Raw genomic sequence first — 21664 nt, 5'->3', positions numbered from 1 at the left:
AGAGTGAACCATTAAGAAGCCTATTATCAGGGTAAGTGTCCAAACCATAATGGATATTTACCCTGTTAGGGCGTTTTGGGGAGGTACGAAAATGGATAACAAGACAATGACCATGGCAGCCAGCCAAAGGCTGTTAAAGAAATCAAACAAATCCGCACTACAAAAAGAGAAGCGGGGAAAATACCTGGTGTTGGCCAGTGCTCTATTGATTATTTCGGCGACCATTGCGATTACCATTTTTCTTGGGTCCAAAGGGTTGCAGGCATTTATCAGCAACGGCGTAAGTATATATGAATTTTTAACCAGCACGAAGTGGAATCCAACAGCAGAGAATCCATTGTATGGTGCAGTTCCGTTCATACTGGGATCTTTTGCAGTGACTATTCTTTCCGCTTTAATAGCGGCTCCGCTCGGTATTGGCGGTGCCATCTTCATGACCGAGATTGCTCCTTCTTGGGGAAAAAAGATTCTTCAGCCGGTTATCGAGCTGCTTGTTGGTATTCCATCTGTTGTTTATGGATTCATCGGCCTTTCTGTTCTTGTTCCGTTCCTTCGGGATACTGTTGGCGGACAAGGATTCAGCTTGCTCGCTGGGATGATCGTTCTCTCCATTATGATCTTGCCTACTGTAACGAGTATTGCAACAGATGCAATGAGCTCCCTTCCGAAAGGATTACGAGAATCCTCATATGCTATTGGGGCAACCCGTTGGCAAACGATCTGGAGAGTACTTATTCCGGCAGCTATGCCTACGCTATTAACAGCTATTGTTCTGGGGATGGCACGGGCTTTCGGAGAAGCTCTTGCGGTTCAAATGGTTATCGGTAATGTTCGTTCATTGCCTTCAGCCATCACGGACCCTTCGGCTACATTGACGACCATTATTACACTGAATATGGGACACACGACATTTGGAAGTGTTGAAAACAATGTTCTTTGGTCACTTGCCCTGATTCTATTGGTCATGTCCTTTATCTTTATCCTGTTGATCCGTTATCTTTCTTCAAGGAGGCAGTTCTAATGAACAGTAAAGTTGCTGACCGTATTGCAACCACGATTTTTTACTTGATTGCAGCGACCATCGTCACCGTTCTGGTGGGACTGCTTGGCTATATCATTTTTCACGGATTTTCCAAACTTAATCTAGATTTTTTAACCTCACCGTCCAGCTCGTTCAGAGCAGGAGGGGGAATCGGCAACCAGCTATTTAACTCCTTCTATATCCTGTTTTTGACGATGGTGTTCACTGTACCTCTAGGTCTTGGAGGCGGTATTTACATGGCTGAATACGCGCGTCCCGGCAGGCTGACGAATGCCATCCGGACGTGTATCGAAGTGCTGGCTTCACTTCCATCTATTGTCATCGGTATGTTTGGTTTGCTTATGTTCGTTAATTTGACGGGCTGGGGCTATTCCATCCTCGGGGGTGCGCTTGCCCTTACTGTTTTCAATCTTCCGGTCATGGTACGTGTGTGTGAAGACGCATTGCGGACAGTGGCCAGAGATCAAAAAGAAGCAAGTCTTGCCCTTGGTATCACTCACTGGCACACCATTAAAACGGTTCTTTTACCGGCGGCATTTCCAAGCATTCTAACAGGAGCGATTCTTGCTTCCGGGCGTGTATTCGGAGAAGCAGCTGCATTGCTGTTTACAGCAGGATTAACAACACCTACTCTTGATTTTTACAACTGGAATCCGTTTGATTCGACATCACCATTGAATATTTTCAGACCGGCCGAAACCCTTGCTGTCCATATTTGGGCTGTCAACACACAAGGGCTCATCCCGGATGTGCGAGAAGTGGCGGATGGCTCTTCAGCTGTGCTGATCATTTCTGTGCTGATATTTAACCTGCTTGCCCGCTGGATTGGCAGTGTCGTACACAAAAAGATAACAGCTTCTAAATAAATTTTAGAAATTAGGTGGGGTAACATGAAAACTGTGATGGAACCAAAACAAACAAATACACGTATTGCCGAACAGCCGCGATCAGAAAATACAGAGATGAAGCAGGCTGCTCTGGATGTAAAGCATTTAAATATTTATTACGGTGAGAACCATGCAGTAAAAGACGTTAGTTTTTCAATCGGAAAAAATGCGGTTACTGCATTGATCGGACCCTCAGGGTGCGGGAAATCCACATTTCTGCGCTCAATCAATCGGATGAATGATCTTATTCCGGGTGCTCGGAGCACAGGAGAGATCCAGTATGATGATGTTAACCTGATTGGTGATGACATTAATGTTGTGGCATTGCGAAAAGAAATTGGGATGGTGTTCCAAAAGCCAAATCCGTTTCCAAAGTCCATTTATAACAATATCGTTCATGCGTTAAAGTTTAACGGAATCCGTTCCAAGAAAAAGCTGGATGGAATTGTTGAAGAAAGTTTACGCAAAGCTGCATTGTGGGATGAGGTAAAAGACAGGCTGCATGAATCAGCGCTTTCTTTGTCGGGAGGACAGCAGCAGCGTTTGTGCATAGCGAGGACACTGGCCATGAAACCGAATATTCTGTTGCTCGATGAGCCTGCTTCTGCACTCGATCCGATTTCCAATGCCAAAATTGAAGACTTGATTATGGAACTGAAAAAAGAGTATACGATTGTCATCGTGACGCATAACATGCACCAGGCTTCACGTATATCGGATAAGACTGCGTTTTTCTTAAATGGTGTACTAGTGGAATTTGATAAGACCGATAAAATTTTCACCAATCCATCTAAAAAAGATACGGAAGATTACATTACCGGACGGTTCGGATAAGGGGGATGAAAATGGGACAAGCAATAGCAACACCAGCAGCCGAGAAAAGTGTTTTTGATATCAAAAATTTAAATTTATGGTACGGCAAAAATCTTGCCCTGAAGGATATTGATTTTACCATTTACAATAATGAAATCACAGCCATCATCGGTCCGTCGGGATGCGGGAAATCCACGTTTATTAAAACGTTGAATTTGATGATTCAAAATATCCCCGGTGTGAGAATGTCCGGTGAAATTAATTATGAACAGACAAATCTGCTGAATGACAGGGTGGATCTGGTGGATTTGCGGAAAAAGGTGGGGATGGTCTTTCAAAAAGCCAACCCTTTTCCGAAATCCATTTATGAGAATGTGGCATACGGCCCAAAAATCCACGGGATGAAGAAAAAAGGAAAATTGGATGAAATTGTAGAACGTTCATTAAGAGATGTATTCCTTTGGGATGAAGTGAAGGACCGTCTGAATACATCTGCTTTGGGTCTGTCAGGAGGACAGCAGCAGCGTTTATGTATTGCAAGAGCCATCGCTACCAAGCCGGATGTCATCTTGATGGATGAGCCGACATCAGCCCTTGATCCGATTTCCACTATTAAAATAGAGGAACTGGCACTTGAATTGAAGAAGAATTATTCGATCGTTATGGTTACCCACAACATGCAGCAGGCAGCACGCGTTTCCGACCGAACCGCCTTCTTCCTGATGGGTGAACTAATCGAATATGATCAGACAAACAAGATCTTTTCGGCTCCTTCTGACAAGCGGACAGAGGACTATGTAACAGGGCGTTTTGGATAAAAACTAGAGGAGTGAAAAGCAGATGGTTGTACGGGAAAATTTTCAGCTTCAATTGAATGAATTAAAGGCGATGCTTGTAGAAATCGGAGAACTCACTGAGCACGCATTAAAAGAATCAATGGAAGCTCTTAAAGAACAGGATGTAGACAAAGCACTTGAAGTGATTGAGAACGACCAGCGGATCAATCAGCTGGAGGATGAAATCAATGATGCAGCCATACTGCTGATCGCCAAGCAGGCACCGGTTGCCTCCGATCTGCGGAGAATTATTGCCGCCATCAAAATCTCTTCCGACGTGGAACGGATGGCTGATTTTGCAGTGAATATCGCTAAATCGACCATTCGTATCGGAGAAAAGCCGCTAATTAAGCCTTTGGTTGATCTCCCGCGGATGGCGGAAATTGCTATTGGCATGCTCACCGATTCCATTAAAGCGTATGTGGACGAAGATGTGGTATTGGCGAAGAATCTTGCTGATACAGATGATTCCGTGGATGAGCTCTACGGAAAAATCATCAGGGAGCTTTTGGAATTGATGACCAAGCATCCCGAATCTCTTGCCCAGATTACGCAGCTGTCGTTTGTGTGCCGTTATATCGAACGTACAGCGGACCATGCCACAAATATTGCCGAAAGCATTATTTTCCTTGTGAAAGGCAAGCGCTACGGTTTAAACGAATAGATGCAAAAAAGGGAGCCTGCACGCTGCAGGCTCCCTTTTTAAATGTTTTATAAATGTTATGTGATGGCATCGGCCAGTTTTTTAAAGTCCATGCTGCTGTTGACTTTAAATGTACCAAACCGGACTTGGCCTTCAAGCTTGTTTTTGCGCAAGTATTTCAGGAAAGACTTGCTGTCTTTAATGATATTTTCTTTTTCGAGAAAGTCACAAACCTCTCCAGTGCTCATACCTCTTGTAACATGAAGAGCCGCTTTAAAAACCTTCGGCTTCTCTTGTTTTGCTTCTTCAGAGTTGTCCTGTTCTTTCGGAGCGGGAGCCGCTCCCACTCTGTTTTCCTTCAAACGCTGCAGTTCTTCGGTTGTAATAGCTGTCATACTTTTTGAATGTAAATATGTATTGACCGTGCTGTCGTTTAACTCGGCTTTTACTTCCTTTTCGGGAGGCGTTTGTGAATAGTATACGCCTGCGATCAATCCGGAAGATACAATCATTCCGGCAGCGAAACCTCTTAGTGTTGTATTTGTCATTCTCAAATCCCCAGTATTTTAGTATTTAGATTTATCTTGCGTTGGCATTGCGTCTTCAATGACCTTTAGCTTCTTTTTTAGCTGGTACATTTCTTTTAAAATCTGTATTGAAAAGTTCTCCAGCTGGACCTCCAGATTGTTTCCTTTATCTTTGCGATAAGAGATGGCAAGAAGAATCAGTCCTAAAGCCAACAAGGAAAAAATAATGATATTCATATAAAACCTCCTCAAGTTTAACCTGCCCCCTATTTTTTATACCATAGTATTCCGCTGAAATGTAGATATTTCGCCAAATCGTTAAACTTTTTGCGGTATTTCGACGAGAAATTCGACGGTATCTCCAGCATGCAGAGGAAAATGGGGCGTTTCTTGTAGAATTTTGTCAATAAAACCCTTGATTTCGTCGAATAAGGTGATTTTAAGCGGTTACAAAAAATTTACATTATTGATTTTCGCAGACAGGACAAGCAACCAACAAAATTCTACAAATTCTGTATATTGTGAAAGTAAATGCATAATGATACGATATTTTCAAATAAATCGGTAGGCTTTTAAAAGTATTTTAGTAGCAGTGGTAAGCCATTGGAGACAAAAAACCGGGGTGAAGAAAATGATTAATGAAATTGTCAAAATGAAGGAAAAAGGGCTGACCCTTCAGCAGATTGCCGACAGGATGAATCTCTCGATCGGCAAAGTCCAATATCGGTGGAACAAATACCGCCAGGAGGCTGGAAAAGCAATGGAGCCAAACAGTAAAAAGGGAAGCACCGTTCAGGAAAAGCCAGATGAACCGAGGGAAAATATTGTAGAACAGCCAAAGATTCATTGGATAATGCCGTATGAATTTGACGAAGATACTCTATTTGCAATGGTGCAGTCCCCCACGAGTATTTTTGTGTACTGGAGCATTTCAGCCATGAAGCGACAAATGGTAGAGCATCATTTCCGAACCAGCTGGAGCCGTCTTCCCAAAAAGATGAAAATCTACGATGTTACAGATATCATCTTCCAAGGACATAACTCTCATCGCAGCTTTGAAATTGACCTTCCGGAAATGACGAACAATTGGTTTTTGCAGCATTTGGAACCAGACCGTACGTATGTGGTTGATATTGGCACCCAAACATTCGATGGAAGCTTCTTTACCGTATTGAGATCAAATCCTGTTGAAACCCCGAGAGACGCTGCGAACGATCACCGTATGCAAAACGTGGTGAATTGGAAAAACGGCAATGCACATGAGCCGGAGTGGATGGAGAATTTCAGCAGCTATTCATACTATCAAAAAATCAGATAGGAGCTTTTAACCTATGAAAAGTGGATATTTCACATTTATACTGCATGCCCATCTTCCATACGTTAAGCATAAGGAAGCCAACCGCCTGGAAGAGCGATGGGTATTTGAAGCAATGACAGAAACCTACATCCCGTTGCTTTGGGCGTTGGACCGCCAGCCTGAAGGTTTTACGTGGAGTATTTCCTTTTCTCCCCCAGTAATGGAGATGCTGTCAGATCCTGTGCTTCAACGAAGATATCTGGAGTATTTGGACAGCACCGATCATTTAATCAAAAAAGAAAAGCTTCGATCCCTGGATCAAGAAGAAACTGAAGTGATTCGGTTTTACAGCGACCGCTATGAGAAAATCCGAGAGACGTTCTTCAAATGGAATCAGAATCTGCTCGATGGATTTAAGTATCATCACCAGCGTGGAGCGGTTGAATGCTTTACCACTGCAGCAACTCATGCCTTTTTGCCTTATATTCAAACGCATGAAGCACTGGAAGCGCAGGTGGATATGGGAATCAAAACTTTTAAGAAATACTTCGGTGAATTGCCAAAAGGCTTTTGGCTGCCTGAGTGTGCATATACTCCTGGCATTGATAAACTGCTCCATCAAAAAGGCATAAGATATACGTTTGTAGATGAACAAACTCTCCTGAACAGCAGTCCAAAAGCGACAAGAGGTATTGGTTCCCCCGTATTCTCACCGCACGGCGTCGCGCTCTTTCCAAGAAACCGCGAAATATCAGGAAAAGTATGGAGTTCAGTTGACGGATACCCTGGAGACCCTGACTATCGGGAGTTTTACCGCGATATTGCTTATAACAGGGATCTTGATTACATCCTTCCTCACATTCACCCCGAGGGAATCAGGATTGACACTGGCTTGAAATATCACAGGATCACTGGGTCTGTTGAACAAAAGCAAATTTATGTTCGCGAATGGGCGGAAGGAAAAGTGCAGCAGCATGCGGAGCATTTTGTTCAAACACTGGAACATACGCTCAGCGAAAAAGAAGAAGAATGCTATCCTCCGCATCTCATTACTGCTCCTTTTGACGCAGAGTTATTCGGCCACTGGTGGTATGAGGGAACAGACTGGATATCCGCTGTTCAGGAAGCCTGCAAGGGTAGGGTGGAATGGATTACGCCGGCTTCGTTCATCAACCGTCATTATCAGGACTTGCAAACGGTGCATGCCTCGTTTTCGACATGGGGCAGGAATGAGTACGGAGAAGTCTGGCTGAACGAAAAAAATGCCTGGATGTACCGCCACTTGCATAAATGCGAAAGAGAAATCATTACAGCAGCTGCTACACATTCGCCACTGACACCGGTAACCAAACGCTTCCTCAAGCAGATGATCCGGGAATGGATGCTTGCTGCAAGTTCAGACTGGGCATTTATAGTCGACAATGAGACGGCAGCACAATATGCGAATGAGCGTTTCAACACTCATATTGAACGCTTCCATATCATTAGAGAAATGTTAAACCAATCACCTAAAGACACAGCATCAATAGAAGCATTTGAACAGGACTTTCCATTTTTAAACGATATTGATACCAGCTATTTTGAAACTCCTCATGACCAATATATCCAACAACATCACAGCACCGTTTCTGAAACAAACAAAATAAAAGTCTTAATGCTTTCTTGGGAGTTCCCGCCAATGGTTGTCGGCGGACTGGCCCGGCACGTATTCGATCTCGCCAAAACGCTTGTAAAACAGGGTCAGGAGGTACACGTTGTCACCTGTCATGTGGATGGATACCCGTCCTACGAAGTGAATCAGGGAATTCATGTGTACCGTGTACAATCCAATCAGCCACAAACTGATCAATTTTTCCATTGGACAGGCAGTTTGAATCTGGCCATCGCTGATCAGGGAAGGGAATTGGCAAAGAAAATTAACTTTGACTGCATCCATGCGCACGACTGGCTCGTTTGTGTAGCGGCCAAGGGTCTGAAGCAGGAACTGAACATTCCGTTGATTGCCACCATCCATGCCACGGAACATGGGCGCAACAACGGCATTCATAATTCGCTTCAGTACGAGATCAATCAGAAGGAATGGGAGCTCTGTTATGAAGCGAGCGAAGTCATTGTCTGCAGCCCATACATGAAAGATGAAGTGGCGACCGTCTTCAGCGTTCCGGAGGATAAGATAACGATTCTTCCAAACGGGGTCGATCCTGAATTAATACAAACGGAAGAAGTGACCGACGGATACCGGTTTAAGGAACCGCATCAAGTGCTTGTCTTTTCCGTAGGCCGTGTCGTAAAAGAAAAAGGGTTTCAGACCATCATTGATGCGGCTCATCTGATCAGGCAGCAAAATCAAAATATCAAATTTATCATTGCCGGCAAAGGGCCGATGCTTGATGAATACCGCAGCCGGGTTCATCAGGAAGGACTGGAAGGCACTGTCACCTTCAGCGGTTTTGTGTCGGATGAAGACCGCAATCGGCTGCTGTCTGAATGTGATATCGCATTGTTCCCAAGTTTGTATGAACCTTTTGGCATTGTGGCACTGGAGGGAATGGCTGCAGGAAAAGCAACCGTTGTTTCAGACACAGGCGGCTTGAAAGACATTGTCCGGCATGAAGAAACCGGATTGAAAATCTATCCGGGTAATGCAGAAAGCCTAGCATGGGCAGTCCTCTCGCTTGCTCGAAATGAACATCTGAGGCTTACTCTCGCCAGCAACGGCAAAAGAGAAGCGGAAACTGTTTTTAACTGGAATAAAATTGCTCAACAAACTAGCGCATTGTATCAACAATGTTTACAAAAAAATCCGGTATAAGGGGCTGTGTCTAAATGAAAGGTGTAATAATGGCTGGGGGAAAGGGAACCCGTCTTCGTCCGTTAACTTGTAACTTACCAAAACCAATGGTGCCGCTGCTTCATAAGCCAGTTATGGAGTATAGTATTGAATTACTAAAAAAATATGGCATCACGGACATTGCTGTCACGCTTCACTATATGCCAGAAGCGATCAAAAATTATTTTGGCGATGGCAGTGATTTTGGGGTGAATCTTCATTATTTTGAGGAAACCACTCCACTCGGAACTGCAGGCAGTATTAAAAATGCCGAGGAGTTTTTGGACGAGCGCTTTATTGTAATCAGCGGTGACGCATTAACCGACTTTGATCTATCCAAAGGCATCAATTATCATGCTGAAAAGGATTCACTGGTGACTATTTTTATGAAACAGGTGGAATCTCCGCTGGAATACGGCGTTATTATGACCAATCAGGATGGAGAAATCATCCGCTTCCTTGAAAAACCAAGCTGGAGCGAGGTTTTCAGTGATACAGTCAACACCGGAATTTATGTTCTCGAGCCGGAGATCTTTAACTATATGGAGAAGGATGTACAAACAGATTTCAGTAAAGACTTATTCCCTCTTCTCATGAAAGAAGGGCGTCCATTGTACGGATTCCCTGCTGATGGATACTGGTCCGATATTGGCAGCCTGCAGCAATACCGCCAGTCTCACCGCGACATGCTGGATGGAGAGGTTAACCTGCCATTTTCGGGGCACGAAATCGATAAAGGAATCTGGGTTGGAAACAATGTGGTCATTGAGGACGGAGCGAAGCTGGAAAGCCCGGTTCATATAGCAGACGGAGCGGTTATCCGTTCAGGTGCAGATGTAAAAAGCTACACTGTTATCGGCCGAAACAATGTGATATCCTCCCAGGCATCCTTGAAGAAGAGCATTCTCTGGCATGATGTGTATGTTGGTTCAGACTGTGAGCTTAGAGGCGCCACGCTGGCCAATGGCATCATGGTTGAACAGGGAGCGACCATTTATGAGCATGCAGTTGTTGGAAACCACTGCAAAATCGGAAAACGCTCCACATTAAAACCGGAAGTGAAGATTTGGCCAGAAAAAGAAATTTATGATGAGGCACTCGTTCATACCTCTTTGATTTGGGGACGAAAAGCCACTAAATCGCTATTCGGCGGACGCGGGGTTTCCGGAATTGCCAACGTTGAAATTACACCAGATTATATTGCAAGACTTGCTTCAGCTTATGGCGCAGTGCTTCCCCACGGATGCCATATCGCCATCGCAAGCGATTCCCATTCTTTTTCCGAACTGATCAAAGGGGCATTCATTCAGGGGCTTTTGTCTTCAGGAATTAACACATGCGACACCAGCCCGACCGTAGCTCCTGTTGTGCGATTTGCGATTGAAGAAGACAACCTTCAGGGCGGCGTATACATCCGGTTCTCTAACAGAGGCGGAGAGAAGCAAGTGTTCATTGAATTTTATGATCATAAAGGCCTTCCCATCCACCCTGATCTCGAGAGAAAGATTGAAAACGCTTATTGGCAGGAAGATTACCGCCGTGCAGCCTTTGATATGATCGGAAAGGGGACACACAACAATTTCAAAAATGAAGAATATATCGAAGCGCTCCTTCACACGGTGAACACGAAGCGCATCAAAAATTCCAAATTTCGAATTGTCGTAAATTACAACCACCAGCCATATTTAAGTTTTATTCCGATTCTTTTCAACAAGCTGGACTGCGAGTTCTTAACCGTACCTTCCCAGACTGGAGCAGAGGAAATGGCATCATTCGTACGAGTGACCAATGCCAATCTTGGAATTCTCGTTGGAGAAGCCGGAGAAACACTCAGCTTGATCACGGAATCCGGAAAGCTGCTTGATGAAGAAACAATGCTTTCCCTCTATGTTCTGGTTACCTTCTATGAAGGAAAACAAAATGAAATGGCGATTCCCATTTATGGCTCATCTGACCTTGACAGCCTGGCCGGTCGTCTGAATGGAAGGCTCATTCGTACAAAAGCGAATCCACGGTCGATTATGGAAGTGGGCAGCGGAGTGATGAACTTCCAATACGATGCACAATATGCGCTTATTCACATTTTGGAGATGATGGCGACCCAGCAAATTTCGTTGTCCGAACTGGTCGATTTGCTGCCTAATGTGAATATGTTAAGAGAATACGTACCTTGTCCATGGGATAAAAAAGGAAAAGTCATGAGACGGTTAATGGAGGATATCCGGGATAACAATGTAGAACTGGTCGACGGGATTAAAGTCTTTCATCCTGAGGGGGGTTGGACGCTGATCCTTCCGGATGTAGAGCAGCCGATCTTTACCGTCTATTCCCAAGGATCAGATATGGATCAAGCGAAGGAAGCTGCAGCGGAATTTATTAATAAAATCCGGCAGTACCAGCAGGTCTGATTCCATATGCCAAGGGAGCTTGTGGCCGGAAACGGCAAGATTCTCGTTAACATCGATCGGCACCTTCAGATCAGAGATATCTATTACCCATATGTCGGACAACAAAATCACGTACAAGGACATGCCAACAGAGTGGGGATTTGGTCAGACGGCCAATTCTCCTGGCTTTCCTCTGAATCTTGGTCGATTCACAATGATTATCATAAAGATTCTCTTGTGACCTGCTGTACAGCAGAAAACAAGCAGATGGGCCTCCGTCTTGTTTTTGAGGACGGAGTTCATCAGCGTGAAAACATTTTTATTCGTAGAATTAAAGTGACGAATACCACACCTCACGAAAAAAAGATCAGGCTGTTTTTTCACCAGGATCTTAATATTTATGAAACAGAGGTCGGCGACACGGCCTATTTTGCCCCTGATTCACAATCCATTGTCCACTATAAAAAGAACCGCTACTTTTTGTTTAACGCCCTTTTTGGCAACAACGGCATCTCGCAGTATACGACCGGGATTAAACGGTTTCAAAGTGCAGAAGGAACATGGAAGGATGCGGAGGATGGCTCTCTTCATATCAATCCTATTGCACAGGGGTCTGTCGACAGCACCTTTGCCGTGGAGCATACGGTAGGCGGCGAGCAGACGGTTGAAGCCTTTTATTGGATGACGATCGGCCGCAACCGCGAAGAAGTGGTTGCCCTGAATGACTATGTCCAGGAAATCGGTCCTTCTTTAACGATAGATAAAATTTTAATCTACTGGCGAAGGTGGGCAAACAAGTCTCACTTTCCTGAAACCGACCTGAGCGATGAGATTCTCTCCCTCTATAAACGAAGCCTTCTTGTGGTACGGACACAAACCAATGAGAATGGCTATATCATGGCTGCAAATGATTCTGATATCCAGCAATATAACCGGGACCATTACAGCTATATGTGGCCGAGGGACGGGGCGCTTGTTGCGGCGGCGATCGCCAAGTCCGGTTACCAGGGAATGGTGAAAAACTTCTACCGAAGGTGTTCCGATGTCCTGACAAAGGAAGGCTATTTGCATCATAAATACAATCCGGACGGTTCCATTGGTTCCAGCTGGCATCCTACCATCGCAAAGAATGGCAAAGAGCAGCTGCCCATCCAGGAGGATGAAACAGCTCTCGTATTATGGGCGTTCTGGGAGCATTACAAAGAGACGGGGGACATCGAGTTTGCACAATCTCTTTACCGGTCGCTGGTCAGACCAGGAGCCCGCTTTTTGCTGGGATTCATGGATGCAGCGCTGGACTTGCCAAACCCTTCGTACGATCTTTGGGAAGAAAGACGAGGCATTTTTTCTTTTACATGTGCGGGTGTTTACGGCGGTTTGATGGCTGCCCATAATTTTGCTCTTTTATTTGGGGAGGATGACCGGGCAGCTCGTTATAAAACGGGTGCTGAGCGCGTGAAAAAAGGGATAGAGGCGCATCTGTATGATGAAGAGGCGGGCCGGTTCCTGCGCGGCATCTACCTTGATGAAGAAACGCGCGAAATCAAAAAAGATTATACGATTGAAAGCAGCATTTACGGCTTGTTTGCCTTTGGGGTGTTTTCTCCGGATGATCCGCGCATCCGTTCCACCATGGAAGCGATTGAGCGTGAGCTCTATATCAAAACGGATGTCGGCGGTGTTGCCCGTTATTTTAACGATTATTATTTCCAGCAAACCCATGAGGTGGATAAAGTTCCCGGTAATCCATGGATCATCTGCACTCTTTGGCTGGCAAAGTGGAAGATCTATACGGCACAGAGTTTATCGGAATTGCAGGAATGCCGGCACTATCTTGATTGGGTCGCTGACCATGCGTTTACGAGTGGAGTTCTTCCCGAACAACTGCATCCTTTTACCGGTGATCCGCTCTCAGTGGCACCGCTGACCTGGTCTCACGCCACGTTTGCTGATGTGGTCGTGGATTACATGAAAGCTTATGAACGTCTTCAATAAATACCACTTGCTGAAAATGACTGTGTCTGCTATTATATTAAAGTATGAATTAATTTGGAAACAAATCAATCAAAGCAGTACACCATTTTTGTAATGGTTAAGGTTTGGAGGGAAAATACATGCGTGTAAACATCACTCTTGCTTGCACTGAGACTGGTGATCGCAATTACATCACTAAGAAAAACAAGCGTAATAACCCAGAGCGTCTGGAGCTTAAAAAATACAGCCCACGACTAAAAAGATACACATTGCACCGTGAAACGAAGTAATGTACGAAAGGCCGCCACATTCCTTATGGAAGACTGGCGGCTTTTTTCATGGCGCGGACCCTGGTAAAATAAGAATATTAATCACACATAAGAGGAGCTGCTCATGGAAACAAAAAAGGAATTGCGCAAAATGATGAAGGATCAACTCCTTTCATTCGATCCGGCCGTACATAAAAGAAAAAGCGGAGATATCGCTCAGCATTTGTTCAGCCTGCCGGTATGGAAAAACGCAAAGCATATTGGAATTACGGTTTCCAGAGGGTTTGAAGTGGATACGAAACAGATCATACAAAAAGCATGGGATGATGAAAAAAAGGTGAGTGTACCAAAGTGCAGTACGGTCGGTGAACGGCTGATGAATTTTCATCGGATTACATCGTTCCAGGAACTTGAAAATGTCTATATGGATCTTTACGAACCAATCATGGGCATGACTGAACTTACACCGCCGGAGGATATGGATCTTATGGTTGTTCCTGGATTGATTTTTAATCCCGAAGGCTACCGCATTGGATTTGGGGGTGGTTTTTATGACCGGTATCTCTCCGGTTACCATGGCACAACCGTTTCACTTGCCTTTGATATTCAGTATATGAACAGTATTCCGGTTGAACCGTTTGATATACCTGTGGAGTACATTATTACGGATAAAGGCGTCAAGAAGGACGGAAGGTGATGGCTTTTGCCCTTTTTATGGTGGTTCTCGCCTTGTTTGTCGCGATTGCTTATAAGATTCGGATGCTGACACTGGGTGGTGCATTTTCGAGCTGGGGGATTGGCGTAGTGGTTTGCGCGGCTTTTGGATATCGGGGCTTGAGTTTATTGCTGTTGTTCTTTATCAGCTCATCATTATTGAGCAAATGGGGAAAAGAGAAAAAGAAGAAGCTGCGCACTTTGTCGGTTGAATCAAAGGGAAGAAATGCAGGACAGGTCTTTGCCAACGGAGGGGCTGCGTTTCTGGCGGGTGCAGGTTTTCTGTTTTTTTCACATCCTTTCTGGCTTGCCCTGTTTATTGCCAGTCTGGCAGAAGCGGCTGCTGATACGTGGGCTTCAGAAGTTGGTGTTCTTTCAAAAGGTGAGCCGTATCATATCTTGCGCAGAACCCGGGTGGAACGGGGAATATCAGGAGCCGTTTCTGCACTCGGACTGACAGCGGCTGCGTTGGGCTCGCTCTTAATCAGTGTCACAGGTGCTTTGTTGTTTTTTGAAGGCAAATGGGCATTTTATGTTTTCCTTATAACTTTTTTAGCAGGATTCCTCGGTAATATACTCGATACTATTATTGGAGGCACGGTTCAGCTTGGCTTTCGCTGTCCAGTATGCGGAGCGGAAGTTGAAGTGCACACCCATTGCGGGGTACCCACTGAACAAATCAAGGGCTGGTCTTCGGTCAACAATAACACGGTCAATTTTATTTCGAGCACGCTGGCAGGTGTCGCGGCAGGGGTGATGATGTTTTGGGTTCTTTAAGGAAGATACACAGGACAGGCATTGTGCTGGCAGGGGGCGGATCGACGCGTTTTCCGTTTCATAAAGCGTTCGCAAGGTATAAAGATAGGTATTTTTATGAACTTGCGGTTGGTTGTTTGAAACAAATAACGGATGAGGTTGTCCTCGTATCACAGAGTGACATATCGGACCGAATGAAGCATGCAGATGCAAAATTAATATTCGACTTTCCCCAGTATCAGGGTCAAGGGCCACTTGCTGGAATTCTTTCGGGGATGGAAAGCGGAGAGGAGTCGGATTGGTATGCGGTCGCGACCTGTGATATGCCGTTTGTTATGCCCCTCCTGTTTGAGAAGCTGTTCTCCATAGCAGATCAGAAACCGGGAACCCAGGCTGTTGTTCCTGTGGCCGCAGGCAGAAATCAACCGCTCGCCGCCATCTATCATAAAAGCTGCAAGGGTCACATTGTGCGGCTGCTTTTGGAGGAAAGGCGAAGCATGTACGGCTTGCTGCAGTCGGTGAATACCATTTTTGTTGAGGCAGAGGATTATGATCTTCCTCAGGAGATGTTTATCAACATCAACACGGCTGATGAGTACAAGCAATATATCGAAAACGGGCGATTCGAATAATTTCAGGTATCTATGCAAAAAGTAAGGACAAGGAGGAATGTTCTGTGACCAGATTTTTCATCAAGCTTGTCCTTTTTGTTGCTTTGGTTCTGATTGGTTATCAATATCGATACCGGCTGCTGAACGTCATACTTGGAGTGCCACTGATCCGGCGTGTGGCGGTTGGCAAAATGCTGTCGTTTCCAGGTGTCCGTGATAAATTTATGAAAGAAATGTTTTGAGGCGCTTTTTTGCGCCTCTTCTTTTATCGTCATGAAAGTGGATGCTGTCTTTTTTGATTTGGATAATACGCTATATGATTATGAACGGGCATTCCGGCTAGCTGCTCTTCAAAGCTTTACAGAACTCTGGAAAGAAGGGAACATTACTGGAGAGGCAGCAACAAAAGCCGAACAATGGTTCCGGCGCTTTAAATCTTGCTGTGACCGGTTCTGGGGAGAGTATGAAAACGGTCAACTTTCACGGTCCGCTTATCAGAAAAAGAGATTTTTACACTCTTTAAAGGAGTGCGGGCTGTTATCAGTTTCCAGAGATGCCCTCTCGTTTGAACAACTTCTTCGCCATTATATTTCTTCCTATTGTGTGCTTTTCGCCGGTATGGATGGGCTGCTTCAAGCATTAAAGGACCACCAGATCCTTACGGGGATCATTACCAACGGGGAAGAGGTGCTACAGAAGAAAAAAATAAAGGCTTTATCACTTGATCACTGGATATCTTCCGAAACGGTTTTTATTTCGGATACGATGCCATTAAAAAAACCAGATCCCAAGATTTTCTCCCTTGTTCAAAAGCAATCCGGCTGCAAACATCCCTTGTACGTGGGTGACACGTGGGAGCTTGATATCCTGCCCGCCAAAAAAGCGGGATGGGAGGCCATCTGGATGACAACTCAGAATGCAAAAACAGAGAATGCCCTACATGCAGCCTTCTCCATTTGTCAACTGCACAAACTTCTTATCTCGTATATTGAATAAGCTGGATGAATTCCCCATCCTTCAGTTTAAACAATACCATCAGATGGGTTTTGTCTTTACTGAACATAATCAGCGGCATACTGCTGCCGACCGGGCTGACCTTTTGGCCGTTGCTTTTCTTCACCCCGAGAAAATAATTTTTGTAGAGCCCTTCCCACAAGTTTCCAATAATCTTATTGGTTTGGTCCTGTGTAAAGCCGGGGAGAGGCTTCTTTTGGTATTGAGGCAGGTCTGCGAGAGCAACCGAGTAGTAATTTGCACCGGTTACATTGTAAAATTGTTTTGCGCCGTTCCATGTTTTTTGCAGATAAGAGTAGGTTTTAACATCCAGCTTAGTTTTCGCAGTCCGTTCTGCCTGTGTTTGTGGCTTTTGGAACGACGCGAAGGAAGCTCCCTTTTGATAGATGTACATACTTTGTCCGCTCATGTCCTGGGCACTTCGATACGTGTTTTCATTTTTGTGGATTTCGGCATAATGAAAGCTGACGCTCTGGGACAGCCGTTCATTTCGTCCGGACACCTTTTTGGATTCTTCGATGCTTTTGGTATCCTGTTTCCATTTATTCATGGTGCTGGCCAGGACGCCGTTGCCATACAACAGGGAGATATCCTGACGAAGATAGACCGGCTGATTGGTTTCGGAAGCCACGTTCCACTGAAGAGTATAGTTTTCAGGGGTGGAACCGCTCAAATGCACGCTTGTATTGGCTTTTGTAAAATAGACCTGATTATCAATCGGAAAGAAAATGATGCTTTCTTTTACAGGTTCTTTGCCAAAAAGATACATAAAAAAGAGGATTGCGAAAAATGCAGGAAGAACAATGCCGAGCCAATTTCTCATTTTCATCTTATAACCACCCCGTTGGACAGACTGTTGTTCCATGTGTATGCAGCAAACGTTAAAGAAAGAAGAAGGAAATGAGAGGAACGAAAAGAAATCGTTAAAAGAAGAATTAGATAGGAGAGAGGCATTTAATGATTAATGAACAAGAAATTGTACAGAACATTAAGGATCTGGTCAGCATTCCAAGCCCTTCAGGCTTTACAGGGGATGCCATTTCCTATGTCAGTGATTTTCTCAAGAAAGAAAATGTGCCGTTTTACCTGAACCATAAAGGGGGATTGATTGCCACCCTGAAAGGAAAAGACGACAGCAAGCATCGTCTGCTGACGGCTCATGTAGATACGCTTGGAGCGATGGTGAAGGAAATCAAAAGCAGCGGGCGACTGAAGCTCACGATGATCGGCGGTTTCCGTTGGAATGCTGTGGAAGGTGAATATTGCAAGATTCATACAGCAGACGGAAAAACGTATACAGGTACCATCCTCATGCATCAGACCTCGGTTCATGTGTATAAAGATGCCGGCGATGCGAAGCGCGATGAGCAAAATATCGAAGTGCGGATTGATGAAGTAGTAAAAACAAAAGAAGAAACAGAAAAGCTCGGCATATCTGTAGGAGATTTTGTTTCTTTCGAACCGCGTGTGGAAATCACGGAAAGCGGGTTTATTAAATCCAGGCATCTGGATGACAAAGCCAGTGTCGGCATCCTCATGCACCTCATCAAGCTGATCAAAGACAACAACATCGAACTTCCTTATACTGTTAATTTACTGATCTCCAACAATGAAGAGATCGGTTATGGAGGCAATTCCAATATCAAAGAAGAGACAGTAGAATACATCGCGGTTGACATGGGCGCCATTGGAGACGGACAATCCACCGACGAGTACAGTGTTTCTATTTGTGCGAAAGATTCAAGCGGCCCTTACCACTACGAACTGCGCAAACATTTGGTGAAGCTTGCTCAGGAACACAGTGTCGATTACCGCGTGGACATCTATCCTTATTATGGTTCCGATGCTTCGGCGGCAATCAAGGCAGGCTTTGATATCAAGCATGGACTTGTCGGGGCAGGAATTGCCGATTCCCATGCCTATGAGCGCACCCATGTGAGCTCGCTTCGCCATACGGCAAATTTGCTTCTTCATTACGTACAATCGGAACTTGCATAAAACGCGAAAGAAACCGCTGTCTTTTCAGCGGTTTTTTTCGTCAGTCTCTGCTATAATAAGCAGGGTGATAAAATGAAAACGCTATATGACGTACAGCAGCTATTAAAAAGGTTTGGCATCTTCATTTATACAGGCCATCGCCTCGCGGACCTGGAACTGATGGAGGAAGAGGTGCGATCTCTGTATGAGTCAGGGATGATGGATCCGCAGGATTATAAGATGGCGCTTCTTGTGATCAAGTCAAACATGCACCAATACAGGTAATTAAAATTCATATAAAGGGTGACAGCAATGGATGAGAAATGGTATGTAGGCGTAGATTTGGGCGGAACGACAATCAAGATGGCATTCATCAGCGATTATGGCGACCTGATTAAAAAATGGGAAATTCCTACGGATATTTCGGAAAAAGGAAAGAACATCACAAAGGACATCGCCAAGAGCATTGATTCTGTGCTGGACGAGCTTGGAGCCAGCAAGTCGAGACTCCATGGCATTGGAATGGGTGCCCCTGGATTTATTGACTTGTCGAGAGGATTCATTTACCACGCGGTCAATATCGGCTGGGTGAACTTTCCGTTAAAAGAACGCTTGGAAATGGAAACCGGTCTTCCGGTAGTCGTGGACAATGACGCTAACCTGGCTGCTGTAGGCGAGATGTGGAGAGGCGCCGGAGATGGTGCGAAAGATCTTCTCTGTGTCACGCTCGGAACGGGAGTCGGCGGCGGAATCGTTTCCAACGGAAAAATTGTTCACGGCAAAAACGGCATGGGCGGGGAAATCGGCCACATCACAGCGATTCCTGAAGGTGGTGCTCCATGCAATTGCGGAAAGACAGGATGTATCGAAACAGTGGCCTCGGCAACAGGCATCTGCCGTTTAGCCAGAGAAGGACTGCACAATTATCCTGACTCGCTCTTGCACAAGGAAGAGGAAAAGGAAGGCGGTATCACGGCCAAGGATGTTTTTGATGCGGCTGACCAAAAAGATGAGCTGGCTCTTTATGTGCTTGAGCTTGTCGGTTATCACCTCGGCTTTATGCTTGCCAACCTTGGATGTACCATCAACCCTGGAAAAATTGTTCTTGGCGGCGGTGTGTCAAAAGCAGGGGATAAAATCCTTGACCCGGTTAAACGAAACTTTGAAAAGTTCGCCCTTCCCCTTGTGAAAGAAGGAGCAGAGTTTGCGATCGCTTCCTTAGGAAACGATGCAGGTGTCTACGGTGGAGCTTATATGGCCAAGACCCTTCATGAAGAAACGGTAATGTAATCAAATAACGTTAAGAAGAAACCATGCTTATGACTCAAGCATGGTTTTCTTTATTTTCATATCCTCTGTGTGAGACGAATAATATGAAAGGTAGAAGCGAAATACAGGAGGAGGAGCTTATGAAGATAACGGTAAGAAAAGGAGATACGTTCTCCTACTACAGCCAATTATTCGATCTCCCCTTGCAGCTGCTGCTTGATTCCAACCCTAACCTGAATCCGGACGCGTTGCAGCCGGGATCTTTCGTACGGCTGCCTGGATATTTTGCAGAGGGTATACCGATCAATCATGGAGATACAGTACATTCCATCTCTCAAACCTGCCGTGTTCACCCAGATGCCATATGTTTGTTGAATCCGCTCGTTAATATCCAGTCGCTTCAGATTGGTGAAAGGTTGTTCGTGCCAAAGCGTGCATCAGGAAGAGTGGTCTCCTCAGGCGTACCTTATGACTATCCTACGCTTCAAAAGGACCTTCGGAAGGTATGTGAACTGTATCCCTTTATACAGAGTGATATCATTGGACACTCGGTTTTAAAAAAAGAACTAGTTCAGCTGAAATGGGGAAGAGGAACAAAAAAAGTGCACGTTAATGCTTCTTTTCATGCAAATGAATGGATTACTACGGGGATATTAATGACCTTTTTGAATGATTACCTGCTCGCCCTTACCAACAACATCCCGATCCGCGGGGTGAATATGCTTACTCTCTATGAACAAACAACACTGTCTGCTGTACCAATGGTGGATCCGGACGGCGTGGATCTTGTGCTGCATGGACCGCCTGTGCAGGAACCTTTTCATAGTCTTGTTAAGTCCCTAAATAAGGAGTCAATTGACTTTAAAGACTGGAAAGCCAATATCCGGGGAGTAGACCTGAATAATCAGCTTCCAGCCCGTTGGGAAAAAGAAAAAGTTCGGAAGCCGCAGGAAGCGGCCCCAAGGGATTATCCCGGGGACTATCCGCTTTCCGAGCCGGAAGCCCGGGCGATGGCAGATCTCGCCTTCGAGGAGGATTTTGACCGGGTCATTGCTCTCCATACACAGGGGAAGGAGTTTTACTGGGGGTTTGAAAAGGAAGAACCGCCTGAAGCGGAAGACATTGCCCGGGAGTTTGAGAGAGTCAGCGGCTACAAAGCTGTACAGTATGTTGACAGTTATGCCGGCTATAAAGACTGGTTCATCCAGGAATTTCGCCGTCCGGGCTTTACAATTGAACTCGGCTACGGAGTCAATCCTCTGCCGCTCTCACAGTTTGATGAAATCTACGAGGATACACTCGGGATTTTTCTTGCGGGTCTTTATATGTAAAAATGAAGATTCTTCCGCCAGGCACCAGGGGCTTCCCGGGTGTCTTTTTTTCTGCTGATTTTCTTAACCTCTCACTTTACGTTCGTTTTTTCGAATTGCTAGGAAACATGATAAACTGATAAGGAATTCATATTTATGGAGGTAAGAAAAATGGCCATTATTGATATTACCGTGATTCCGATTGGGACAGAGACTCCCAGTGTCAGCAAGTATGTGGCCGGAATTCAGCGTGTACTGGAAAGCTATGGAGAGAAGATCAACTATGAACTGACACCCATGAACACGATTGTTGAAGGGGAGCTGGAGGTGCTGCTGCAAGTGATCAAAGATATGCATGAGGCTCCTTTTGCTCAGGGGATCGAGCGCGTGGCCACCAATATCCGCATTGATGACCGCAGAGACAAGCCATCCACGATGAAATCGAAGCTTGAGAGTGTCAGAGCCCAAATGAAATAAAAAAACAAAAACCCATCGGCACAGGAAGTGC

The 21664-nt window shown here is 45.1% G+C and carries 23 protein-coding genes; 20 read left to right on the top strand and 3 right to left on the bottom strand.

Annotated elements, in window-relative coordinates:
- Positions 1-106: 106 nt before the first annotated feature.
- The 5 genes from pstC to phoU all read left to right on the top strand — a co-directional run bounded on the left by pstC (position 107) and on the right by phoU (position 4242).
- Positions 107-1021: a phosphate ABC transporter permease subunit PstC gene (gene pstC, locus AS030_RS09810; protein WP_240482305.1), complete on the top strand. Its 915-nt coding sequence runs from the start codon at positions 107-109 to the stop codon at positions 1019-1021.
- The gene (gene pstA, locus AS030_RS09805; protein ID WP_061971083.1) at positions 1021-1908 is read left to right on the top strand and encodes a phosphate ABC transporter permease PstA; all 888 of its coding nucleotides are present in this window, start codon (positions 1021-1023) and stop codon (positions 1906-1908) included. Before pstC ends, pstA begins: the two co-directional genes overlap by 1 nt.
- 96 nt (positions 1909-2004) lie before the next feature.
- Positions 2005-2763 (top strand): phosphate ABC transporter ATP-binding protein PstB, encoded by a 759-nt coding sequence (gene pstB, locus AS030_RS09800; protein ID WP_061971691.1) that lies wholly within the window; start codon positions 2005-2007, stop codon positions 2761-2763.
- Positions 2764-2774: 11 nt separating this feature from the next.
- Positions 2775-3560, top strand: a complete 786-nt coding sequence (pstB, locus tag AS030_RS09795) for a phosphate ABC transporter ATP-binding protein PstB (protein ID WP_061971080.1) — start codon at positions 2775-2777, stop codon at positions 3558-3560.
- A 22-nt stretch (positions 3561-3582) separates the two neighbouring features.
- Entirely contained in the window at positions 3583-4242 is a 660-nt protein-coding gene (gene phoU, locus AS030_RS09790; RefSeq protein WP_061971078.1) for a phosphate signaling complex protein PhoU, read from the top strand.
- A gap of 56 nt (positions 4243-4298) precedes the next feature.
- Here phoU and AS030_RS09785 read toward each other — a convergent pair whose 3' ends face one another.
- On the bottom strand, positions 4299-4769 hold the full coding sequence (locus AS030_RS09785; RefSeq protein ID WP_061971075.1) for a hypothetical protein: 471 nt from the start codon (positions 4767-4769) through the stop codon (positions 4299-4301).
- Between the two features lie 18 nt (positions 4770-4787).
- On the bottom strand, positions 4788-4985 hold the full coding sequence (locus AS030_RS09780; RefSeq protein WP_061971073.1) for a hypothetical protein: 198 nt from the start codon (positions 4983-4985) through the stop codon (positions 4788-4790).
- Positions 4986-5379: 394 nt separating this feature from the next.
- Between AS030_RS09780 and AS030_RS09775 the strand changes: the two genes are divergently transcribed.
- From AS030_RS09775 to AS030_RS09735, 10 genes are all read left to right on the top strand, one after another.
- Complete coding sequence (locus AS030_RS09775) at positions 5380-6066, top strand: DUF4912 domain-containing protein (RefSeq protein WP_061971070.1); 687 nt, start codon at positions 5380-5382, stop codon at positions 6064-6066.
- Positions 6067-6079: 13 nt separating this feature from the next.
- Positions 6080-8857 carry a 1,4-alpha-glucan branching protein domain-containing protein gene (locus AS030_RS09770; RefSeq protein WP_061971067.1) on the top strand — a complete coding sequence of 926 codons (2778 nt, stop codon included), beginning with the start codon at positions 6080-6082 and terminating at the stop codon, positions 8855-8857.
- Between the two features lie 14 nt (positions 8858-8871).
- Positions 8872-11283, top strand: coding sequence for a sugar phosphate nucleotidyltransferase (locus AS030_RS09765; protein WP_061971065.1), 2412 nt, complete (start codon positions 8872-8874; stop codon positions 11281-11283).
- A gap of 6 nt (positions 11284-11289) precedes the next feature.
- Positions 11290-13257 (top strand): glycoside hydrolase family 15 protein, encoded by a 1968-nt coding sequence (locus AS030_RS09760; RefSeq protein WP_061971062.1) that lies wholly within the window; start codon positions 11290-11292, stop codon positions 13255-13257.
- A gap of 119 nt (positions 13258-13376) precedes the next feature.
- A complete protein-coding gene (gene rpmG / locus AS030_RS09755; protein ID WP_061971060.1) occupies positions 13377-13526 on the top strand; it encodes a 50S ribosomal protein L33 in 150 nt (49 codons plus the stop codon).
- A gap of 103 nt (positions 13527-13629) precedes the next feature.
- Positions 13630-14202 (top strand): 5-formyltetrahydrofolate cyclo-ligase, encoded by a 573-nt coding sequence (locus tag AS030_RS09750; protein WP_061971058.1) that lies wholly within the window; start codon positions 13630-13632, stop codon positions 14200-14202.
- Positions 14202-14996, top strand: a complete 795-nt coding sequence (locus AS030_RS09745) for a DUF92 domain-containing protein (RefSeq protein WP_061971055.1) — start codon at positions 14202-14204, stop codon at positions 14994-14996. Before AS030_RS09750 ends, AS030_RS09745 begins: the two co-directional genes overlap by 1 nt.
- Entirely contained in the window at positions 14984-15607 is a 624-nt protein-coding gene (locus AS030_RS09740; protein ID WP_061971053.1) for a molybdenum cofactor guanylyltransferase, read from the top strand. Before AS030_RS09745 ends, AS030_RS09740 begins: the two co-directional genes overlap by 13 nt.
- A 44-nt stretch (positions 15608-15651) precedes the next feature.
- On the top strand, positions 15652-15828 hold the full coding sequence (locus AS030_RS24010; RefSeq protein ID WP_169792704.1) for a hypothetical protein: 177 nt from the start codon (positions 15652-15654) through the stop codon (positions 15826-15828).
- A 31-nt stretch (positions 15829-15859) separates the two neighbouring features.
- The gene (locus AS030_RS09735; protein WP_061971051.1) at positions 15860-16582 is read left to right on the top strand and encodes an HAD family hydrolase; all 723 of its coding nucleotides are present in this window, start codon (positions 15860-15862) and stop codon (positions 16580-16582) included.
- On the opposite strand, the gene AS030_RS09730 is transcribed toward AS030_RS09735, so the two are convergent.
- A complete protein-coding gene (locus AS030_RS09730) occupies positions 16563-17429 on the bottom strand; it encodes a hypothetical protein (RefSeq protein WP_061971049.1) in 867 nt (288 codons plus the stop codon). The genes AS030_RS09735 and AS030_RS09730 overlap by 20 nt on opposite strands.
- 128 nt (positions 17430-17557) lie before the next feature.
- Here AS030_RS09730 and AS030_RS09725 point away from each other — a divergent pair, with 128 nt between their 5' ends.
- The 5 genes from AS030_RS09725 (at position 17558) to AS030_RS09705 (ending at position 21633) form a co-directional block, all read left to right on the top strand.
- A complete protein-coding gene (locus tag AS030_RS09725) occupies positions 17558-18598 on the top strand; it encodes a M42 family metallopeptidase (protein ID WP_061971047.1) in 1041 nt (346 codons plus the stop codon).
- A 72-nt stretch (positions 18599-18670) separates the two neighbouring features.
- Positions 18671-18862 carry a YqgQ family protein gene (locus tag AS030_RS09720; RefSeq protein WP_061971045.1) on the top strand — a complete coding sequence of 64 codons (192 nt, stop codon included), beginning with the start codon at positions 18671-18673 and terminating at the stop codon, positions 18860-18862.
- Between the two features lie 27 nt (positions 18863-18889).
- Positions 18890-19867: an ROK family glucokinase gene (locus AS030_RS09715; RefSeq protein ID WP_061971042.1), complete on the top strand. Its 978-nt coding sequence runs from the start codon at positions 18890-18892 to the stop codon at positions 19865-19867.
- Between the two features lie 119 nt (positions 19868-19986).
- Entirely contained in the window at positions 19987-21177 is a 1191-nt protein-coding gene (locus AS030_RS09710; RefSeq protein ID WP_061971040.1) for a M14 family metallopeptidase, read from the top strand.
- A gap of 150 nt (positions 21178-21327) precedes the next feature.
- On the top strand, positions 21328-21633 hold the full coding sequence (locus AS030_RS09705; protein WP_061971039.1) for an MTH1187 family thiamine-binding protein: 306 nt from the start codon (positions 21328-21330) through the stop codon (positions 21631-21633).
- Positions 21634-21664 lie beyond the last annotated feature (31 nt).

The organism is Fictibacillus enclensis (assembly GCF_001457035.1).
Lineage (GTDB): Bacteria > Bacillota > Bacilli > Bacillales > Fictibacillaceae > Fictibacillus_C > Fictibacillus_C enclensis.
Note: the sequence above shows the minus strand (reverse complement) of the source record. Positions and strands in the feature narration are given on the sequence as shown.